General features: G+C 71.2%; 14 protein-coding genes and 1 tRNA gene. 5 read left to right on the forward strand and 10 right to left on the reverse strand.

The window, feature by feature from the left end; all coding sequences use genetic code 11:
• Positions 1-780, forward strand: a 780-nt coding sequence (locus Asi03nite_RS32870) for a hypothetical protein (protein WP_373872198.1), incomplete at its 5' end; no start/stop codon positions are given.
• An 88-nt stretch (positions 781-868) separates the two neighbouring features.
• The gene (locus tag Asi03nite_RS32875; protein WP_203684411.1) at positions 869-1387 is read left to right on the forward strand and encodes an MSMEG_6728 family protein; all 519 of its coding nucleotides are present in this window, start codon (positions 869-871) and stop codon (positions 1385-1387) included.
• Here the strand turns inward: Asi03nite_RS32875 and Asi03nite_RS32880 are convergent.
• Both Asi03nite_RS32880 and Asi03nite_RS32885 read right to left on the reverse strand, forming a co-directional pair.
• On the reverse strand, positions 1303-1737 hold the full coding sequence (locus Asi03nite_RS32880; RefSeq protein WP_203684412.1) for a GNAT family N-acetyltransferase: 435 nt from the start codon (positions 1735-1737) through the stop codon (positions 1303-1305). The two genes, Asi03nite_RS32875 and Asi03nite_RS32880, sit on opposite strands and share 85 nt — an antisense overlap.
• A gap of 194 nt (positions 1738-1931) precedes the next feature.
• The gene (locus Asi03nite_RS32885; protein WP_203684413.1) at positions 1932-3017 is read right to left on the reverse strand and encodes an ABC transporter ATP-binding protein; all 1086 of its coding nucleotides are present in this window, start codon (positions 3015-3017) and stop codon (positions 1932-1934) included.
• 137 nt (positions 3018-3154) lie between these two features.
• Between Asi03nite_RS32885 and Asi03nite_RS32890 the strand changes: the two genes are divergently transcribed.
• Positions 3155-3231, forward strand: a tRNA-Thr gene (locus tag Asi03nite_RS32890).
• A 449-nt stretch (positions 3232-3680) separates the two neighbouring features.
• Here the strand turns inward: Asi03nite_RS32890 and rlmB are convergent.
• The 5 genes from rlmB to Asi03nite_RS32915 form a co-directional block, all read right to left on the reverse strand.
• On the reverse strand, positions 3681-4805 hold the full coding sequence (gene rlmB / locus Asi03nite_RS32895) for a 23S rRNA (guanosine(2251)-2'-O)-methyltransferase RlmB (RefSeq protein ID WP_203684414.1): 1125 nt from the start codon (positions 4803-4805) through the stop codon (positions 3681-3683).
• On the reverse strand, positions 4805-6220 hold the full coding sequence (gene cysS / locus Asi03nite_RS32900) for a cysteine--tRNA ligase (protein ID WP_203684415.1): 1416 nt from the start codon (positions 6218-6220) through the stop codon (positions 4805-4807). The genes rlmB and cysS overlap by 1 nt, the downstream gene beginning before the upstream one ends.
• A 55-nt stretch (positions 6221-6275) precedes the next feature.
• On the reverse strand, positions 6276-7928 hold the full coding sequence (locus tag Asi03nite_RS32905; protein ID WP_203684416.1) for a S8 family serine peptidase: 1653 nt from the start codon (positions 7926-7928) through the stop codon (positions 6276-6278).
• Positions 7929-8007: 79 nt separating this feature from the next.
• Entirely contained in the window at positions 8008-9405 is a 1398-nt protein-coding gene (locus Asi03nite_RS32910; RefSeq protein ID WP_203684417.1) for a class II fumarate hydratase, read from the reverse strand.
• Positions 9406-9590: 185 nt separating this feature from the next.
• Positions 9591-12542 (reverse strand): AfsR/SARP family transcriptional regulator, encoded by a 2952-nt coding sequence (locus Asi03nite_RS32915; protein WP_239103094.1) that lies wholly within the window; start codon positions 12540-12542, stop codon positions 9591-9593.
• Between the two features lie 309 nt (positions 12543-12851).
• On the opposite strand from Asi03nite_RS32915, the gene Asi03nite_RS32920 reads away from it, so the two are divergent.
• Positions 12852-13355, forward strand: a complete 504-nt coding sequence (locus Asi03nite_RS32920; RefSeq protein WP_203684419.1) for a hypothetical protein — start codon at positions 12852-12854, stop codon at positions 13353-13355.
• A 100-nt stretch (positions 13356-13455) separates the two neighbouring features.
• On the opposite strand, the gene Asi03nite_RS32925 is transcribed toward Asi03nite_RS32920, so the two are convergent.
• The 3 genes from Asi03nite_RS32925 to Asi03nite_RS32935 all read right to left on the reverse strand — a co-directional run bounded on the left by Asi03nite_RS32925 (position 13456) and on the right by Asi03nite_RS32935 (position 17014).
• On the reverse strand, positions 13456-15114 hold the full coding sequence (locus Asi03nite_RS32925; RefSeq protein WP_203684420.1) for a fumarate hydratase: 1659 nt from the start codon (positions 15112-15114) through the stop codon (positions 13456-13458).
• A 70-nt stretch (positions 15115-15184) separates the two neighbouring features.
• Positions 15185-16465, reverse strand: coding sequence for a PQQ-binding-like beta-propeller repeat protein (locus Asi03nite_RS32930; RefSeq protein ID WP_203684421.1), 1281 nt, complete (start codon positions 16463-16465; stop codon positions 15185-15187).
• Between the two features lie 63 nt (positions 16466-16528).
• Entirely contained in the window at positions 16529-17014 is a 486-nt protein-coding gene (locus Asi03nite_RS32935) for an Lrp/AsnC family transcriptional regulator (protein ID WP_203684422.1), read from the reverse strand.
• An 89-nt stretch (positions 17015-17103) separates the two neighbouring features.
• Here Asi03nite_RS32935 and hppD point away from each other — a divergent pair, with 89 nt between their 5' ends.
• Positions 17104-18264 (forward strand): 4-hydroxyphenylpyruvate dioxygenase, encoded by a 1161-nt coding sequence (hppD, locus tag Asi03nite_RS32940; RefSeq protein ID WP_203684423.1) that lies wholly within the window; start codon positions 17104-17106, stop codon positions 18262-18264.
• Positions 18265-18271: the final 7 nt, after the last annotated feature.

An 18271-nucleotide genomic window follows, 5' to 3' on the forward strand; every position in this document is an offset into this window, starting at 1 on the left:
GGCTTCGGGCAGAACGACCAGTGGAACCACGGGCAGAACGACCAGACGAGCCACGGCAGCTTCAGCCAGAACGACCAGTGGAACCGCGGCCAGAACGACCAGATGGCCGGCAACGGGCACCAGCAGTTCCAGCAGAACGCCGGCCACGGCAGCGGCCAGCAGATGCCCGGGCACTTCGTGAACCACAGCAACCCGCACGTGTACCAGCCGGGGACGCTGCTGAACAGCCCGCAGTCGCTGTCGGACGACTCGGTCGGCGACAGCCACCAGTTTTTCCACGGCGGGAGCCACCAGAGCGCCGGCCACAAGAGCGCGGGCGGCAAGGGCGTCGGCCACAAGAGCGCCGGCATGATCGAGGAGTCGGCCGCCGGCCGCGACGCGGATGTCGTCTCCGTCGGCTTCAAGCGGAACGGCCTCCCGGTCATCAGCGGCCTCCTGCCGGACGGCAGCCGGACCCGGGAGAGCGCCTCGGCCCTGAGCGGTCTCCCGGTCGGCGGCGCGCCGGTCGACCCGGCACGCCTGGTCCCCACGGTGGCGTCGTCGGCCTCCGCCGCGCCGTACGGCTCCGCTCCGGCCCGCCCGGGCGCCATCGCACCGTCCACTGTGCCGTCGGCGCCGTCGGTCGCGCCGTCGTCAGTGGCCCCGACCGCGGTCGCGCCGTCTTCGGTCGCCCCGACCTCGGTCGCGCCGAGCGCCTCGGAGGCGCCCTACACCAAGAAGGACGCCGTCGACGACCCCCGACTGAAGGAGGAGCCGATCGAGAGCATGCCGTCGAGCTGACCTGAGCTCGCCGAAGAGCGCGCACCCCGGGCAAGGGGGGTGCGCGCTCTTTCCGTTTCACCCGCCCTGATCAGGGAAAAGTCCTGTGATGCAGACCTTCCTGCCGTACCCGGACTTCCTGGCGAGCGCGAAGGCACTGGATCCCAGGCGCCTCGGCAAGCAGCGGGTCGAGACGATCCAGGTGCTGCGCGCCCTGACCGTTCCGGACTACGGCTGGCGGCACCACCCCGCGGTGCTGATGTGGCGTGGCTACGAGGAGGCGCTGGTCCGCTACGGCCTGGCGATGTGCGAAATCTGGACCGCCACCGGCCGCGCCGACACCTGCGCCGGCACGCTCGTCGCCGACCTGCGGGAACGCAAGGGAATCACGACGGTACGCAGCCAGCCGCAGCTGGCCCGGATCGTCGCCCTGCCGCCCTGGCTCGGTGACCCGGAGCTGCACCGCAGTCACCAGTCCGCGCTGATCCGCAAGGACCCGGACTTCTACCGCCCGCTCTTCGGCGACGTGCCCGACGATCTGCCTTACGTCTGGCCTGGCGAGTCGACCAGCAGATCCCAGCTGAGCAGCGTGAACGTGGTCTCCTCCAGGGCGCCGGCGGAGCGGTAGGTGGCCAGCGCCGCGGCGTTGTCGTTCTCGGTCGCCACCCACATGCCGTAACAGCCGGCCTTGCGGGCCAGGTCGGCCATCGCGCTGACCAGCGCGGTCCCGATGCCCTGCAACCGGGCCACCGGCGCCACCCCGAGCTCGTAGATCAGCATCTCGGTGCCCTTGTCCGGGTGGGTGGTCTCGACCCCGGAGATCATCCCCACCGGGCGGCCGGCGTCGTCGTAGGCGAAGAGCAGGTGGTGGGTCGGGTCGCTGAGGAACCGGTGGGTCGCCTCGGGAATCGGCGGCGCGTCGAAGAGATCGGCCCCGCGGTGGACCTCCTCGGCGTCGGTCACGCGTTCGATGCGCATGGCGCCACCCTAGCGATGGGTAAGTCACGCTTCAGCACTCAATCGCCGGAAACGGACAGTCCTGGCAGACGGGAGGAGGACTTCGTGATCGCCCGGTTCGCCGGCTGAAAGCGACCGCGACCTCGCCGAGCCGCCCCGTCCGGCGAACGGAGAAGGGGCCGCCCGGCGGGCGGCCCCTTCCCTCAAGCCTCGGTTCAGATACGGACGCCGGTGGTGGCGTTGAAGACGTGCAGCGAGTTCGTCTGCGGCTTGATGTAGACCGTCTCACCCATGCTGGGCATGTTGCGACGCTCGGTCCGCACCACGAACCGCTCCGAGCCGCCCGCCAGGTCGGCGTGGCCGTAGACGTTCGCGTCCGAGCCGAGGTCCTCGACCAGGTCCACCACGATCGGCAGCGCGTCGACCGACTCGTTCACGACGTCCGCGGCCTCCGGGCGGAAACCGACGGTGACCTTGCCGTCGCCGTTCTTCGCCGCCTCGACCTGCTCGCGGGTCAGCGGCACGGTCAGCGGGCCGAAGGTGGCGCCCGACTCGGTCAGCGGCACGGTCTTGATGTTCATGGCCGGCGAGCCCATGAAGCCGGCGACGAAGACGTTGCCGGGGGTGTCGTAGAGCGCCCGCGGGGTGTCCACCTGCTGCAGCACGCCGTCCAGCATGACCGCGACCCGGTGCCCCATGGTCATGGCCTCGACCTGGTCGTGGGTGACGTAGACGGTGGTGACGCCGAGCTTCGCCTGCAGCGTGGCGATCTGCGAACGGGTCTGCACGCGCAGCTTCGCGTCGAGGTTCGACAGCGGCTCGTCCATGAGGAACACCTGCGGCTGGCGGACGATCGCGCGGCCCATCGCGACACGCTGGCGCTGACCACCGGAGAGCGCCTTCGGCTTGCGGGTCAGGTACTCCTCGAGCTGGAGGAGCGACGCCGCCTCCTTGACCGCCCGGTCGATCTCGGCCTTCGGGGTCTTGCGCAGCTTCAGGGCGAACGCCATGTTCTCGTACACCGTCATGTGCGGGTAGAGCGCGTAGTTCTGGAACACCATCGCGATGTCACGGGACTTCGGCGGGAGGTGCGTGACGTCCTTGTCGTTGATCAGGATGCGGCCGCGGTCGACATCCTCCAGGCCGGCGAGCATGCGCAGGCTGGTGGACTTGCCACAACCGGAGGGGCCGACCAGGACGAGGAACTCGCCGTCGCCGATCTCGAGGTTCAGCTCGTTGACCGCGGGACGCTCAGCGCCCGGGTAGATCCGGGAGGCCTTCTCGTACGTGACGGTAGCCATGGTGAATCGAACTTCCTTTCCACCGGCAGGAACGTGCCGGACGATCCGAGTAGAAGGAACAGCTCCGCAACCGTATTTGCTTTGAACAGTCCTGCCAAGATGGCGAACACAATTCGGGACGTTATGCTGAGCCGGTCGCCCCTGTAGCTCAGTTGGCCAGAGCACCCGTCTTGTAAACGGGAGGTCGTCGGTTCGAGCCCGACCGGGGGCTCCACTCGGGGTGTCCCTGTCCGCGGAGGGCGCGGACCGGGGCGTGTCGCTTTGCTTCCTGGGGGCCGAGCCCCCAGACCCCGCGTTACGGGGTCGTTGTGGGTGGGACGCTCCGGGTTCGCGTTCGGCGGGTGCCTTTGCGGGGGTGGCTTCGCCACGCCCGCTCGGCTCGGTTTGGCCTGCTCTGAGCTGTGCAAGCGCTCACGGCGACTCGGGGATGGCTTCGCACCCCCGGCCGGCTCGGTTTGGCCTGCACTGAGCTGCGCAAGGCGCTCACAGCGACTCGGGGATGGCTTCGCACCCCCGGCCGGCTCGGTTTGGCCTGCTCTGAGCTGCGCAAGGCGCTCACAGCGACTCGTCGGGGGGTGGCTTCGCACCCCCCGATCGGCTCGGCTTGGTTTGGCCTGGCTTGGAGCGCCTGGTCTGGTCTTGTTCAGTTGGTTTCTCGGGGGTTCAGCCGTGGGTTCGGCGGCGGGCCACCTCGGCCAGGGTGACCGCGGCGGCGACGCTCGCGTTCAGGGACTCCACGTCGGACGCCATCGGGATGCTGACCCGCAGGTCACAGGTCTCGCCGACCAGGCGGGAGAGGCCCCGGCCCTCGGAGCCGACCACCACCAGCAGCGGGCCGACCGCGGCCTCCAGCTGGTAGAGGTCCGTCTCGCCGTCGGCGTCCAGGCCGATCGCGGTGAAGCCCTGCTTCTGCGCCGACTTGATCGCCCGGGTCAGGTTGACCACCTGGGAGACAGGCACCCGGGCGGCCGCGCCGGCGCTGGTGCGCCAGGCGGTGGCGGTGATGCCGGCGGCCCGCCGCTCGGTCATGAACACGCCGTGCCCGCCGAACGCGGCCACCGATCGGATCACCGCGCCCACGTTCCGCGGGTCGGTGACGCCGTCCAGCGCGACCAGCAGCGGCGAGGTCTGCTCCAGCGCCGCGGCCACCAGGTCGTCGAAGTCCTCGTAGGCGAACGGCGGCACCTGCAGCCCGATGCCCTGGTGCAGCACCCCGCCGGTCATCCGGTCCAGCTCGTTGCGGCTGATCTCCAGGATCGGGATGCCACGGTCGCCGGAGGTGCGCACGATCTCGGCGACCCGCTCGTCGATGTCGATGCCCTGCGCCACGTACAACGCGGTGGCCGGCACCAGCGCGCGCAGCGCCTCGACCACCGGGTTGCGGCCGAGCAGCAGCTCGGGCCCTTCCTTGGTGGGGTTGGACTTACGCCCGGGCGCGACCCGCGGGCCGCGCGGACCGGAGGCCCGGCCACCGCGGGCCGCGGCGGTGCGGGTGATGCCCGGGGCGCGGCCGCCGCCACGGCCCCACGTGGTGTCCTTCGTGCCCGGAGTGCCGACCTTGGGGGCGCGCCCCTCGGACGCCGCCGCCCGGCGCTCCTTCTCCTGCTTACGGGCGGTCTTGTCGGGCAGCTTCTCGGTGCCCGAGTAACCCTTGTGCCACGGCCGCTCGTCGGCCGGCAGGGTCTTGCCCCGGCCCTTGAGCCCGGCGCGGTTCTTGCCACCCGACCCGATCGAGGCGCCCTTCTTGGACGTCGCCCGCTTGCTCGCGTTCTGTGAGTTACCCGGCATCAGTGCTGCTCTCCTACCGTCCAGCGCGGCCCGGCCGGAGTGTCCTCCACCTGAATACCCGCGTTCTTGAGCTGGTCGCGCACCGAGTCGGCGGCCGCCCAGTCCTTGCGTGCACGGGCCTGCGCCCGCTGTTCCAGAGCCAGCGCGACGAGCCCGTCGACCACCGGCTTCAGATCGTTGCCGCCCTGACCGCCGTCCCACGCCTCGTCGAGCGGGTCGATGCCGAGCACGCCGAGCATGGCCCGGACCGCGGTCAGCGCGCCGCGGATGGCCGGCTCGTCACCGGCGGCCAGGGCGGTGTTGCCCTCCCGGATGGTGTCGTGCACCACCGCGAGCGCCGCCGAGGTGTTCAGGTCGTCGTTCATCGCCTCGGCGAAGGCCGGCGGCACGGCTTTGGGCCGGCCGGGGCCGACCACCTCGGCCGCCCGCTGCACGAAGCCCTCGATCCGCTTGTACGCCACCGCCGCCTCGCGCAGCGCGTCGTCGGTGTAGTCGATCCGCGAGCGGTAGTGCGGGCTGCCCAGGTAGTACCGCAGCTCGACCGGGCGGATCCCGGACCCGGTCACCGAGGCCAGGTCGATGACGTTGCCCAGCGACTTGCTCATCTTGGAGTCACCCAGGTTGAGCAGGGCGTGGTGCACCCAGAACCGGGAGAAGCCGAGCCCGGCCGCCCTGGACTGGGCCAGCTCGTTCTCGTGGTGCGGAAAGGTCAGGTCCAGGCCGCCGCCGTGGATGTCGAACTCGTCGCCGAGGTAGCGCCGGGCCATCGCCGAGCACTCGATGTGCCAGCCGGGCCGGCCCCGGCCCCACGGTGACGGCCAGTACGCGTCCTGTGGCTCGTCGGCCTTCACACCCTTCCAGAGCGCGAAGTCGCGCGGGTCGCGTTTGTCCCGCTCCGGCGCGTCCTCGGCGGAGCGCATGTCGTCCGGCCGCTGACCGGAGAGAGCGCCGTACTCCGGGAAGGAGCGGACGTCGAAGTAGACGTCGCCGTTGCCGGCGGCCGCGGGGTACGCGTTGCCGCGCTCGATCAACGCGGCGATCAGGTCGTGCATCTCGGTGATGTGACCGGTGGCCAGCGGCTCGTAGGTGGGCGGCAGCACGTTGAGGCTGCGGTAGTCGCGGTCCAGCAGCAGCCGGTTCTCGTAGGCGATCGCCCAGTACGGCCGGCGCTGCTCCAGCGACTTCTGCAGGATCTTGTCGTCCACGTCTGTGACGTTGCGGACGAACGTCACCTCCAGGCCGGTGTGCAGCAGCCAGCGGCGCAGCACGTCGTAGTTGACGGCGGACCGGAGGTGGCCGATGTGCGGAGAGGACTGCACGGTGACGCCACACAGGTAGATCCCCACCTGACCGGGCGTCATCGGGACGAAGTCCCGGACCGATCGGGTCGCGGTGTCGTACAGGCGGAGAGTCACCGTACAAGGGTACCGACCGGGGCGATCGGTTCGACCGCCCCGGTCGTCCGACACGTCAGCGGCCGCCGACCGCCGCGTAGGCGTCGACGATGCCGTGGCCGTAGAACCCGTTGAAGTCCGTCCCGCCCTCGCAGAGCGCGTCGAACTCGGCCGGGCGGCCCTCCTGCGCGTAGCTCTGCAGGCGCGGCGCCGGGCAGGCGTGCTCGTCGGCCGTGCGGTAGAGCACCTGCTCGACCACGTCCGGCGACAGGGTCTTGCCACCACGGCGGAGGTCCGGAAGGCCGTACCGGCTGACGATCAGGGCGCCGACCCCGGCCGCGTGCGGCGAGGCCATCGAGGTGCCCTGCAGGTACGTGTAGTAGCCGCACTTGCCGGCCTTGGTGCAGTCCTTGAGCACCGAGCCCGCACCGGCCTCGGTGATGTCGCCGGCCGCGTCGACCAGGCCCTCCTCCTGCAGCACCTTGAGGGGGTAGCTGGACAGGATCTCGTTGCCCACGGTCTGGAACGTGTCGGTGCCGAAGCCGTCGCGGTACCAGCCGCCCGGCGCGGCGACCGAGATCTGCTCCCGGCCGTAGTTCGAAAAGTCCGACTTGCGGCCGGACGGGCCGAGCGAGGAGACGCCGATCACGTGCGGGCCCTCGACCGGCAGGTCGAGGCAGGACGAGTTGTCGATCGGCCGGTCGTGCGGCGTGCCGCCGTAGTCCGGGCTGGAGACGTCGGTACGCGGCTTGCCCAGGTCCTCGTGGTTGTTGCCGAGCGCGCCGAAGAGCGTGACGCCGCGGGCGTGCGCGTAGTTCAGGGCCCGCTTCATGCCGGTGATGATGGCCCGCTGCTCGGCCTGCTCCTCGGCGCTGTCCGCCGGGTTGGCCGTGCAGTTGTAGAGCCACGGGTCGACGTAGAACGACATGTTGACCACGTCGAGGCCCTTGTCGCCGGCGTAGGTCAGCGCGTTGACCACCGGGTCGAGGAAGAAGAATCCGGAGTCCTGGCCGCCCTTGAGCTCGACCAGGGTGACGCCCGGCGCGACGCCGGAGAGCCCGGACCCGTTGAGCGCGGCGCCGATCGTGCCGGCCACGTGCGTGCCGTGCCCGCCGTCGTCGGTGCCGACCGGGTCGAGGCAGCCCGCCACCTCGCACTCGCCGTCGATGTCGACCAGGTCGGGTGCGAAATTGCGGGACAGCCGGCTGCTGAAGTTCGCCGCGAGGTCCGGGTTCGACGCGTCCAGCCCGGTGTCCAGGACCCCGACCGTGACGCCCTTGTCACCCGACTCGATCTTGCGGGCCTTGTCCGCCTTCACCATGGCCAGGCCCCAGAGCTTGTCGTCCAGCGGGTCGGCCTTGGCCGGGCCGTGGCCCTTGCCGCCCCTGCTCCTCAGGCCCTTCTCGACCTTCTCCACGCCGTTCGGCGCGTACCCGATGGCCTTGCGCTCGCTCGCGCCGATCAGCTCCGCCGAGGCGGTCGCCTTGCTCTCGAACCGGGCGTCGGTCGACGAGACCCGGTACACGCCGACCGCGTCGTTACCGCTCACGACAGTGCCGCCGGCGGCTTTGATCGCCGCCGTCGCGTCCGCGGCGGAGACCCCGTCGGCGGCCACGACCGTGTAGTCGGTCGCGGCTGCCGGCTCCGCCTGGGCGGAGCCTGGGACCGTGGTCAGGAACGCCAGACCCGTCACGGTGACGACGGCTCCGACAGTGAGGCGTCTTCTCATGGAATGCGCTCCTCAGAAGAGTTGTTCCCCGCATCACATCGAGAAAGATCGTTCAGCGCAAGGTCGAGGACCGCCTATTTCACGGCCTTGTCATCTTCAGAACATCGAGCGCCTGGTCGAGCTGCTCCTCGGTCAGGGTTCCCGCGCTCACGTGCCCGCGCTCGATGACCACCTCACGGATCGTCCGGTTCGTCGCGAGCGCCTGCTTCGCGATCGCGGCGGCCTCGTCGTACCCCAGGAATCGGTTCAGCGGGGTGACGATCGACGGCGAGCCCTCGGCGTACCCCCTGGCGATCTCCTCGTTCGCCTCCAGGCCGGCCACGCAGCGGTCGGCGAGCAGCCGGGCCGCCGCGGCCAGCAGCCGGATCGACTCCAGCAGGTTGCGCGCCATCACCGGCAGCATCACGTTCAGCTCGAAGTCGCCCTGGGAGCCGGCGAAGGCGACCGCCGCGTCATTGCCGATCACCTGCGCGGCGACCTGCCGGACCGCCTCGGGCACCACCGGGTTCACCTTGCCCGGCATGATCGAGGAGCCCGGCTGCAGGTCGGGCAGGCGCAGCTCGCGCAGCCCGGCGCGCGGGCCGGAGCCCATCCAGCGGATGTCGTTGGCGATCTTGTAGAGGCCCACCGCCACGACCCGGAGCTGGCCGGACGCCTCGACCAGCGCGTCCCGGGCGCCCTGCGCCTCGAAGTGGTCGCGGGCCTCGCTCACCGGCAGGCCGGTCTGCTCCCTGAGCCGGGCGATCACCGCCGGGGCGAACCCGGGCGGGGTGTTCACGCCGGTGCCGACCGCCGTGCCGCCCAGCGGCAGCTCACCCAGCCGCGGCAGGGTGGCGGTGAGCCGCTCGACGCCGTTGGCGACCTGCTGGGCGTACCCGGAGAACTCCTGCCCGAGGGTGACCGGGGTGGCGTCCATCAGGTGGGTGCGGCCGCTCTTGACCACCTCGGACCAGGCCGCCGCCTTCTCCCGCAGGGCGCCGGCCAGGTGCTCCAGGGCCGGGATCAGGTCGGCGGCGACCGCCTCGGTGGCGGCCAGGTGGATCGAGGACGGGAACACGTCGTTGCTGGACTGCGACGCGTTGACGTGGTCGTTCGGGTGCACCGGCCGGTCCAGCGCGCGGGACGCCAGCGTGGCGATCACCTCGTTGGCGTTCATGTTCGACGAGGTGCCCGAACCGGTCTGGAAGACGTCGACCGGGAACTGGTCGTCGTAACCGCCGTCGGCCACATGCGCGGCGGCCGTGGCGATCGCCTCGGCCAGCTCCTTGTCCAACACTCCGAGCTCGGCGTTGACCAGCGCCGCGGCGCCCTTGATCCGGGCCAGCGCGTGGATGTGCGCCCCCTCCAGGCCGCGCCCGGAGATCGGGAAGTTCTCCACCGCGCGCTGGGTCTGCGCCCGCCACAGGGCGTCGACGGGCACGCGCACCTCGCCCATCGTGTCGCGTTCGATCCGGTAACCACTCACATCGTTCGTCACCGGTCCATCCTCTCTCCGATCACCGCTTTTCGGATGTGATGCCGATCCTCCCACCGAGGTCGAGCAGGGCGGCCCGGCCGCGCGCCTCGGCCAGCCGGCGCCGGCTGGCCGGGGCCACCCGCGGCGAACGCTCGTACATCGCCCGCACCCCGGCGACGGCCGGTCGCGCGAGCGATATTCGACGATCATGCCGCGACGTGCGCCCGGAACTCGGTCCGCTCCGGCACGCCCATCCGCTCGAACAGCTCGGCGGCGTGCGCCCGGAGCCGGTCCCGCTCCGGATCCGCCGGGTCCAGGCAGGCCGCCAGCCCGGCCTCGGCCTGCGCCACCACGTACGCCTGACCGCCCCGCCGGGCCAGGTCCAGTACCCGCCGGTACATCTCCCGGGCCGCGGGCAGGTCGCCGGAGAGCCGCAACGTCGTCGCCCAGTCGTAGCGGAACTCGGTCTCGTGCCGGGAGTCCAGCAGAGGCCGGGCGATCTCGACGGCCCGCCGGTGCTCGGCGACCGCCTCGGCGTACCGGCCCTCGGCCTGGAACAGCACCGCCCGGTAACCGTGCACGTCGGCCTCCGACGACCGGTAGCCGGACGGCCGGACCAGCCGGTCGGCCGCGTCGACGTAGCGGTGCGCGGTGGCCGGGGTCATCGTCCCCTGGACGGTCCGCAGGCGCTGGATCAGCAGCAACGAGGTGGCGATCAGGTTGTCGTCCCGGTCGTCGATCACGGCGAGCAGCCGGATCCGCGCATAGCGCAGCGCCTCCTCGTACCGGCCCAGCGTGCCGAGCGTCTCGGCGAGGGTGAGCAGCTTGGTCGCGAAGCCGGCCGTGCTGCCGGCCCGGATGCTGAGCAGGCGGAACAGCAGGACCGCGTCGATGCACTCGGTGAACCGGCCGACCGCCTGGTAGACGGACGCCAGATTGCTGTACGCGGTGGCCAGCCCGGAGAAGTCGCGGAGCTCCTCGCGCAGCCGGATCGACCGCCACAGACACTTCTCCGCCTCGGCGTGCTCCGCGGTCCGGGCGTGCACCGAGGCCAGGTAGTTCGCCACGCTCGCGATCGCGGCGCGGTCCGGCTCGGCGGCGCGCTCCAGCACCGCCATCGCCCGCAGCAGCAGGTCGCGGAGGTCGTCGGTGTACCCGCGGAAGAACAGCAGGTACCAGGCGGCCCGGGGAATGGCCCAGGCGTAGTCGGTACGGCCGATCCCGGCGGCCGCGTCGACCAGGGCGGCCAGGTTCGGCCGGTCCCACTCCAGCCGGCCGGTCGGGTCGCCGAGCGCGGCCAGCAGGTCGGGCCGCAGCGGGCTGGGCGAGCCCAGGTCGCGGCGCAGGCGCTCCTGGTAGCCGGCCGCGGTCCCGGCGATGCCGGCGTGCAACTGGAAGTCGAGCAGGCCGGTCAGCGCGTCCCGGCGCTCGGCGGGCGGCAGGTCGGCGGCGAGCATTCCGGCGTACTCCCGGAGCAGGTCGTGCATCCGGAACACCCCGCGCTCCGGTTCCTCCACCAGGTGTACGTCGAGCAGGTCGTCCAGCGCGTCCTCGGCCTCGTCCAGCGGCAACCCGGTGAGCGCGGCCACCGCGAGCGCGTCGAAGGCCTTGCCGGGGTGGACGCCGAGCAGCCGGAACGCCCGCCGCAACGGCTCCGGCAGCAGCCGGAAGGTGAGCGTGAACGCGTCCGCCACGCTCCGGTCCTCGGCGGCCAGCTCGGGCAGCGCCGTCTGGCCGAGCCGCCGCACCAGGTCGGCGACCCGCCAGCGCGGGCGATGCGCCAGCCGCGACCCGGCCAGCCGGACCGCCAGGGGCAGCCGCCCGCAGCGCCGGACCACCTCGGCGGCCGCCTCCGGCTCGGTCCGCACCCGGTCCCCGGCGATGCGGGCGAGCAGCGCGACCGCGTCGTCCGGGGCGAGCAGCGGCATCGACTCCAGGTGCACGCCGTCCAGCCCGGCCAGCCGCCGGCGGCTGGTGACCAGGGCGAGGCTGCCCGGCGCGGTCGGCAGCAGGTCGGCCACCTGGGCGCTGGACGCGACGTTGTCCAGGATCACCAGCGACCGGCGGCGGGACAGCTCGGTGCGCCAGAGCGCGACCCGGTCCACCGGGTCGGCCGGGATCTCGCCGGCGGTCCGGCCCAGCTGTCGCAGCAGAACCAGCAGCGCGGCGGCCGGCTCGACAGGGGCCTGCTCGCTGTGCCCCTGCAGGTCGATGAAGAGGTGCGCGTCCGGGTACCGCTCGCCGATCAGCCCGGCCACGTGCAGCGCCAGGGTGGTCTTGCCGCTGCCGGCCATCCCGTCGATCACGGCGACCACCGGGCCGGCGTCGGCCGCCACGGTGATCTCGTCGAGCAGCCGGTCGATCTGCTCGCGGCGACCGGTGAAGTCGCCGACCGTACGCGGAAGGCAGCGCACCGGGCCCTCGGCCCGCGTCTCAGCCGCGGGACCGGACGAGATCTCCCTGTTGAGGATCTCCCGGTGCCGGCCCTGCAGCTCCTCACCCGGCTCGATGCCCAGCTCGTCGGCGAGCAGCCGGCGGGCCTTGCGGAACTCGGCGAGCGCGTCGGCCTGCCGCCCGGACCGGGCCAGGGCCAGCATCAACTGCCCGCGCAACCGCTCCCGCAGCGGGAACCGCTCGACGTAGGCGCTCAGCTCGCCGGCCAGCTCCCGCTCGTTCCCGGCGGCCAGCTCCAACTCGGCCCAGTCCTCCACCGCGAGCCCGAACCGCTCGTCCAGCACCGCGGCCGCCTGCCGGATCGCCGGAGCGTCCAGCTCCGCGCACGCCGGGCCGCGCCACAGCCCCAGCGCCGCCCGGAACGCCGCCCGGTCGCCGCCGGCGCGGGCCCGCTCCACCGAACGGGCGAAAACCTCGGCGTCCAACTCGTCCGGTCCGACCCGGATGCCATAACCGGCCCGATCGGTAAGGATCACCCCGGGTTGTAGGATTCGCCGCAATCGCGATATACATGACTGTAATTGCCCGCGCGCTGTCGCCGGCGGAGCGCCGTCCCACATCGCCTCGATCAGCTCACCCGCGCCGACTATCCGGTTCGGATTGACGAGCAGCATCGCGAGCACGGTCCGGTCACGCCCGGCCGTCACCGCCACCGCATGTCCGGCCTCGGTGACGGACAGTGGCCCCAAGATGCGGTAGCGCACAGTAGCCACCCCGTTCCCCGTGCCGGGCATCGAGATTAGCCGACACGTGAGAGCGGATCGACAGCGGAACGAGAGTGTTGTCCCGCAGAGTCTTCTTCGCGCCGCTCCGTCGCTGATGTTCGGACATCGCCCCCAGAATGCGAGGGTGCGGCCGCGGCTTGGAATCACGGGGGCGCGCAGCCCGCTCACGGTCACCGTGGGCGGGCTGTTCGTATCTCGCCGGTAACTCTCGGTTGGACGTCGGCCGGATCGGAACGTACCGTCGGTCGGAGCTTCCCGGCACCTCCCCCCGACGAAGAGGATCCACAGATGCGACCCGCCATCCTGGCCGTGCTCGCCGGCGGCGTGCTGCTGACCGGCGCCGCCTGCGAGAGCGATGTGCAGGTTTACAACACCGGCGCCCCGGCCGCGTCAGCCAGCGCGGACGCGTACACGCCGCCGGACTACTCCCAGGACACCGCCAAGGTCTGCGGGGAACTCGACAAGGTCTTCACCGGCGAGCTGGACGACTTCGGCGCGGCGATCGGCAAGATGATCGCCTACCAGGAGGCGAAGCAGACCGAGAACGCCGACAAGGCGGAGAAGACGGCCGCCGCCGAGCTGCAGTCGGCGGGCGCCCGGATCCGCGAGGAGACCAGCGCCGCGCAGGACCCGGAGCTCAAGGCGGCCGGCGAGACCTCGGCGCGGAAGCTGGAGAAGAGCGCGAAGGACCGCGCGTACATCAAGAAGATCAAGTCCACGGCGGACCTGGACAAGACCCTCAAGCCGCAGCTGGCCGAATGGCTGAGCCCGGTCGCCGGCTACTGCGCCTGATCATCGCGCCCGGCGCCCTCCGACACCCCGGCATCCGGCCGAGAACAGCGAGCTGGCACCCAGGGGCGCGGCAAAGGGATCAGGTCGACCCCGGGGACGGCTAGCGCCGGCCGATGCTCAGGACCGGCTTGGTGACCTCGGCGAAGAAGTCGTTGCCCTTGTCGTCGACGACGATGAAGGCCGGGAAGTCCTCGACCTCGATCTTCCAGACCGCCTCCATGCCGAGCTCCGGGAACTCCAGCACCTCGACGTGCCGGATGCAGTCCTGGGCGAGCCGGGCCGCCGGACCGCCGATCGAGCCGAGGTAGAAGCCACCGTGCGCCTGGCACGCGTTGGTGACCTGCTGCGACCGGTTCCCCTTGGCCAGCATCACCATCGAGCCGCCGGCCGCCTGGAATTTCTCCACGTAGGAGTCCATCCGGCCAGCCGTGGTGGGCCCGAACGAGCCGGACGCGTAGCCCTCCGGGGTCTTCGCCGGGCCGGCGTAGTAGACGGCGTGGTCCCGCAGGTACTGCGGCATCGGCTCGCCCGCGTCCAGCCGCTCGGCGATCTTGGCGTGGGCGATGTCCCGGGCGACGACCAGCGGGCCGGTCAGCGAAAGGCGGGTCTTGACCGGGTACCGGCTGAGCTCGGCGCGGATCTCGGCCATCGGGCGGTTCAGGTCGATCCGGACGACCGGCTCCTCGCCGAGGTCGACGTCCGGGAGGAAGCGTGCCGGGTCGGTCTCCAGGCGCTCCAGCCAGACACCGGACGGCGTGATCTTGGCAACCGCCTGGCGGTCGGCGGAGCACGAGACGGCGATCGCCACCGGGCAGGACGCGCCGTGCCGGGGCAGCCGGACCACCCGGACGTCGTGGCAGAAGTAGCGGCCGCCGAACTGGGCCCCGATGCCGAAGTCCCGGGTCAGCTCGAGGACCGCGGCCTCCAGCTCGAGATCGCGGAAACCGTGCGCGGCCATGGTGCCCGCGGTGGGCAGGTTGTCCAGGTACTTCGCGCTGGCCAGCTTCGCCGTCTTGAGGGCGTGCTCGGCGCTGGTGCCACCGATCACGATCGCCAGGTGGTAGGGCGGGCAGGCGGACGTACCGATCAGGCGCAGTTTCTCGTCCAGGAACTGCATCATCCGCTGCGGGTTGAGCAGCGCCTTCGTCTCCTGGTAGAGGAACGACTTGTTGGCCGAGCCGCCACCCTTGGCCATGAACAGGAACTTGTACGCGTCGGGCTGCCCGTTCGGGTCCTCGGCGTAGAGCTCGATCTGGGCCGGCAGGTTCGTCCCGGTGTTCCTCTCGTCCCACATGGTCAACGGAGCGAGCTGCGAATACCGCAGATTGAGCCGGGTGTACGCCTGGTAGACGCCGAGCGCGATGGCCGCCTCGTCGGCGCCGTCGGTGAGCACGTGCCGGCCACGCTTGCCCAGCACGATCGCGGTGCCGGTGTCCTGGCACATCGGGAGCACCCCGCCGGCCGCGATGTTCGCGTTGCGCAGCAGGTCGAGGGCGACGAACCGGTCGTTCGGCGAGGCCTTCGGGTCATCGATGATCGCGCGCAGCTGGGCGAGGTGCGCCGGGCGCAGGTAGTGCGCGATGTCGTGCATCGCCTCGGCGGTGAGCTGGGTCAGCGCGGACGGCTCGACGGTCAGGAAACGGCGGCCGCCCGGCCCCTCCACGACATCCACGCCCTCGTCCGTGACCAGGCGATACTCGGTCAGGTCGTCGCCGGTCGGCAAGAGCGGCGAGTAGGTGAAAGCGGCGCCTCTGCTCATGAGCGGCAAGCCTAGGCCAGCGGTGAGCCGGGACGCACACCCGCACCCCGGCAGATGCGGGCATCGGCGGTCAGCTGTAGGGCAAATAGGCCATGTCACGCCCGGAGACCAGAATCAGGCCGCGCTGCGCGGCGGCGAAGACCTTCGCATCCGTACGCACATCGGCACGTACCGCCCCATTGGCCGGGTTCAGTGCCGTCACCCGTCCGGACGAGACGACGATCACCGCGTACGGGGTGACCGCCGCGCCCGCCTTGGCCCGCCCGTTCTGCCGCCACACCGCCTTGCCCCTGCTGAACGACCAGCCGCGCAACGAGTCGCCGGTGCGGATCACCGCGTACCGGTCGTCGAGTGACAGCACCTCGGCGGCCTTGTCGCCGTACCAGAGGATCCGCCCGTCCGCGGCGTTGATCAGCTCCTGCCGGCCGTACGGATCGACGCCGAGCACCACGTCGTACCCACCGGCAGGGTCCCGGTCCTGCTTGCAGTCGCTCTCCGCGGTCCGCAGGTTCAGCCCGTCGCGCTTCCACACCGTCCGGTTGCCCGGCGGCGACGTCGCCACCACGCCGTAGTAGCAGGTGCCGTCCCGCGCCGTGCCGGTGATCGTCAGCACCCGCCCGCCGATCACCGCGATCCGCTGGTCGGCGCCGGCCTCCACGGTGCGCACCAGGCGGCCGTTCGCGGTGTCGATCACCCGGACCCGGCCGCCGTCCGGGAGCCCGAGCAGCCCGGGCATCACGGCCGGGCCGGCCGCGTCGTCGTCCACGTCCCCGGTGCCGAGCCGGCGGGCGTCCGGCAGGTCCGGGTTGGCGGCGTGCAGCACGAAGCCGATCCCGCCGGTGGCCACCGACCAGAGCCGCGAGCCGGACCGCGGGTCCCAGGCGGTGAGGCGGCAGTCGTTGCCGCCGGAGCAGCGCAGATCGACGATCCCGTTCTGGTACGCCCAGACCGCGCCCGCCCCGGTGTCCGCCCGCCGCACGGTCCCGGTCCGCGGGTCCAGCACCTGGTAGCCCTTGGTGAGCAGGCGGCCGGTGACCACCACCGCGTCGTCGCCCTGTCCCGCGACCGAGGCCCAGTCCGCGTCGCTCGACCACATCTTGACCGAGGTGGTCAGGTTGTAGGCCTCCACCGAGGTGCGGTACTCCACCACCACCGACTCGCCGACCACCGAGATGCTCTGCGGGGTCCCGCCGAGCCGCTGCTGCCAGCGGGTGCCGGGGGCGACCGGCCCGCTCGTGCTGACCCACTCCCACAGCTTCGGGAACGGATTCCACACCCCGGTGGTGGCCAGCACGGTGACCGTGACGGCGGCGACCAGCGTGAATCCCTTCCACGTTCCCGAGGAGGCCATGCGGGCAGGCTAATGACCTCGATCCACAGCACGGCAGAGGCGAAGAAAGCCCGTGTCGATGCCTTACATCCGGATTGCGGCCTTTGTCAGGGGCACTGTCCGGTACGGGATCAGCTCGGCCAACGCGATGATCGTATGCGCCCGCCTGATGCCCTCGTAGCCGACGATCTTGTCGATCACCCGCTGCAGGTCGGCGTTCGAGCGGGCCACGATCCGGCACATGACGTCACCGCCGCCGGTGATCGTGTGCGCCTCCAGGACCTCGGGGATCTCCGCCAGGTGGCCGGTCACGGCGTCGTGCCCGTACCGCTGGCTGATCTCCAGCGTCACGAAGCTCATCACCCCGAACCCGATCGCGGCCGGCGTGACGTCGGGGCCGAAGCCCTTGATCGCACCGCGGGCGGTCAGCTTGTCGAGCCGGGCCTGGACCGTGCCACGCGCCACCGCGAGGCGCCGGGAGAGCTCCAGCACACCGATCCGCGGCTCGGCGGCGAGCAATTCGATCAATCGCGCGTCGAGTTCGTCGAGCTGGACAGCCTGTTCAGCCAAACCCGTCTCCCACCATACTGATTGCACAGAATGACCAGCCGGAATACTCACTGTTGCCCACCGGTGTGACCTAGGTCAACCTCGGATTCATGACGACTCTTCAGGACGGCTCGGCCGCGAGCGCCGACACAATCGGTGAACTGCCGGAGAAAAACGACGTCTTCCCGGTGCGAGGCGTCGACCACCTGCGCTTCCTGGTCGGTAACGCCCGGCAGGCCGCGCACTTCTACTCGACCGCGTTCGGGATGCGCTGCGTGGCGTACCGCGGGCCGGAGCAGGGCTACCGTGATCACGCCGAGTACGTGCTGGTCAGCGGAGGCGCCCGGTTCGTGCTGACCGGCGCGGTGCACGCCGGCGCGCCGGCCGCCGGGCACGTCGCCAAGCACAGCGACGGCATCTCCGACATCGCCCTCGAGGTGCCGGACGTGGACGCGGCGTACCTGCACGCCACCTCGACCGGCGCGCGCGGGGTGACGGAGCCGTACGACGTCAAGGACGAGCACGGCACCGTACGGATGGCGGCGATCGCCACCTACGGCGACACCGTGCACACGCTGATCGACCGCTCCGGCTACGACGGCCCGTTCCTGCCCGGCTTCGTGGCCCGGGACCCGATCGTCGCGGTCCGCCCGAAGCGTTTCTTCCAGGCGATCGACCACGTGGTCGGCAACGTCGAGCTGGGCCGGATGGACGAGTGGGTGGAGTTCTACCGCCGCGTCATGGGCTTCACCAACATGGCCGAGTTCATCGGCGACGACATCGCGACCGACTACTCGGCACTGATGTCCAAGGTCGTCGCGGACGGCACCCGCAAGGTGAAGTTCCCGCTCAACGAGCCGGCCGTCTCGCAGCGCAAGTCGCAGATCGACGAGTACCTCGAGTTCTACGGCGGTCCGGGCGCCCAGCACGTCGCGCTGGCCACCAACGACATCCTGAACACCGTCGACGCGATGCGCGGGGCGGGCGTCGAGTTCCTGAACACGCCGGACTCGTACTACGACGACCCGGAGCTGCGAGCCCGGATCGGCGAGGTCCGCGTCCCGATCGAGGAGCTGAAAAAGCGCAAGATCCTGGTGGACCGCGACGAGGACGGGTATCTCCTGCAGATCTTCACGGCCCCGGTGCAGGACCGGCCCACCGTATTCTTCGAGTTGATCGAGCGGCACGGCTCCCTCGGTTTCGGCAAGGGCAACTTCAAGGCGCTCTTCGAGGCCATCGAGCGGGAGCAGGAGCGGCGCGGCAACCTGTGACGCTTCC

The organism is Actinoplanes siamensis, assembly GCF_016862395.1.
GTDB lineage: Bacteria > Actinomycetota > Actinomycetes > Mycobacteriales > Micromonosporaceae > Actinoplanes > Actinoplanes siamensis.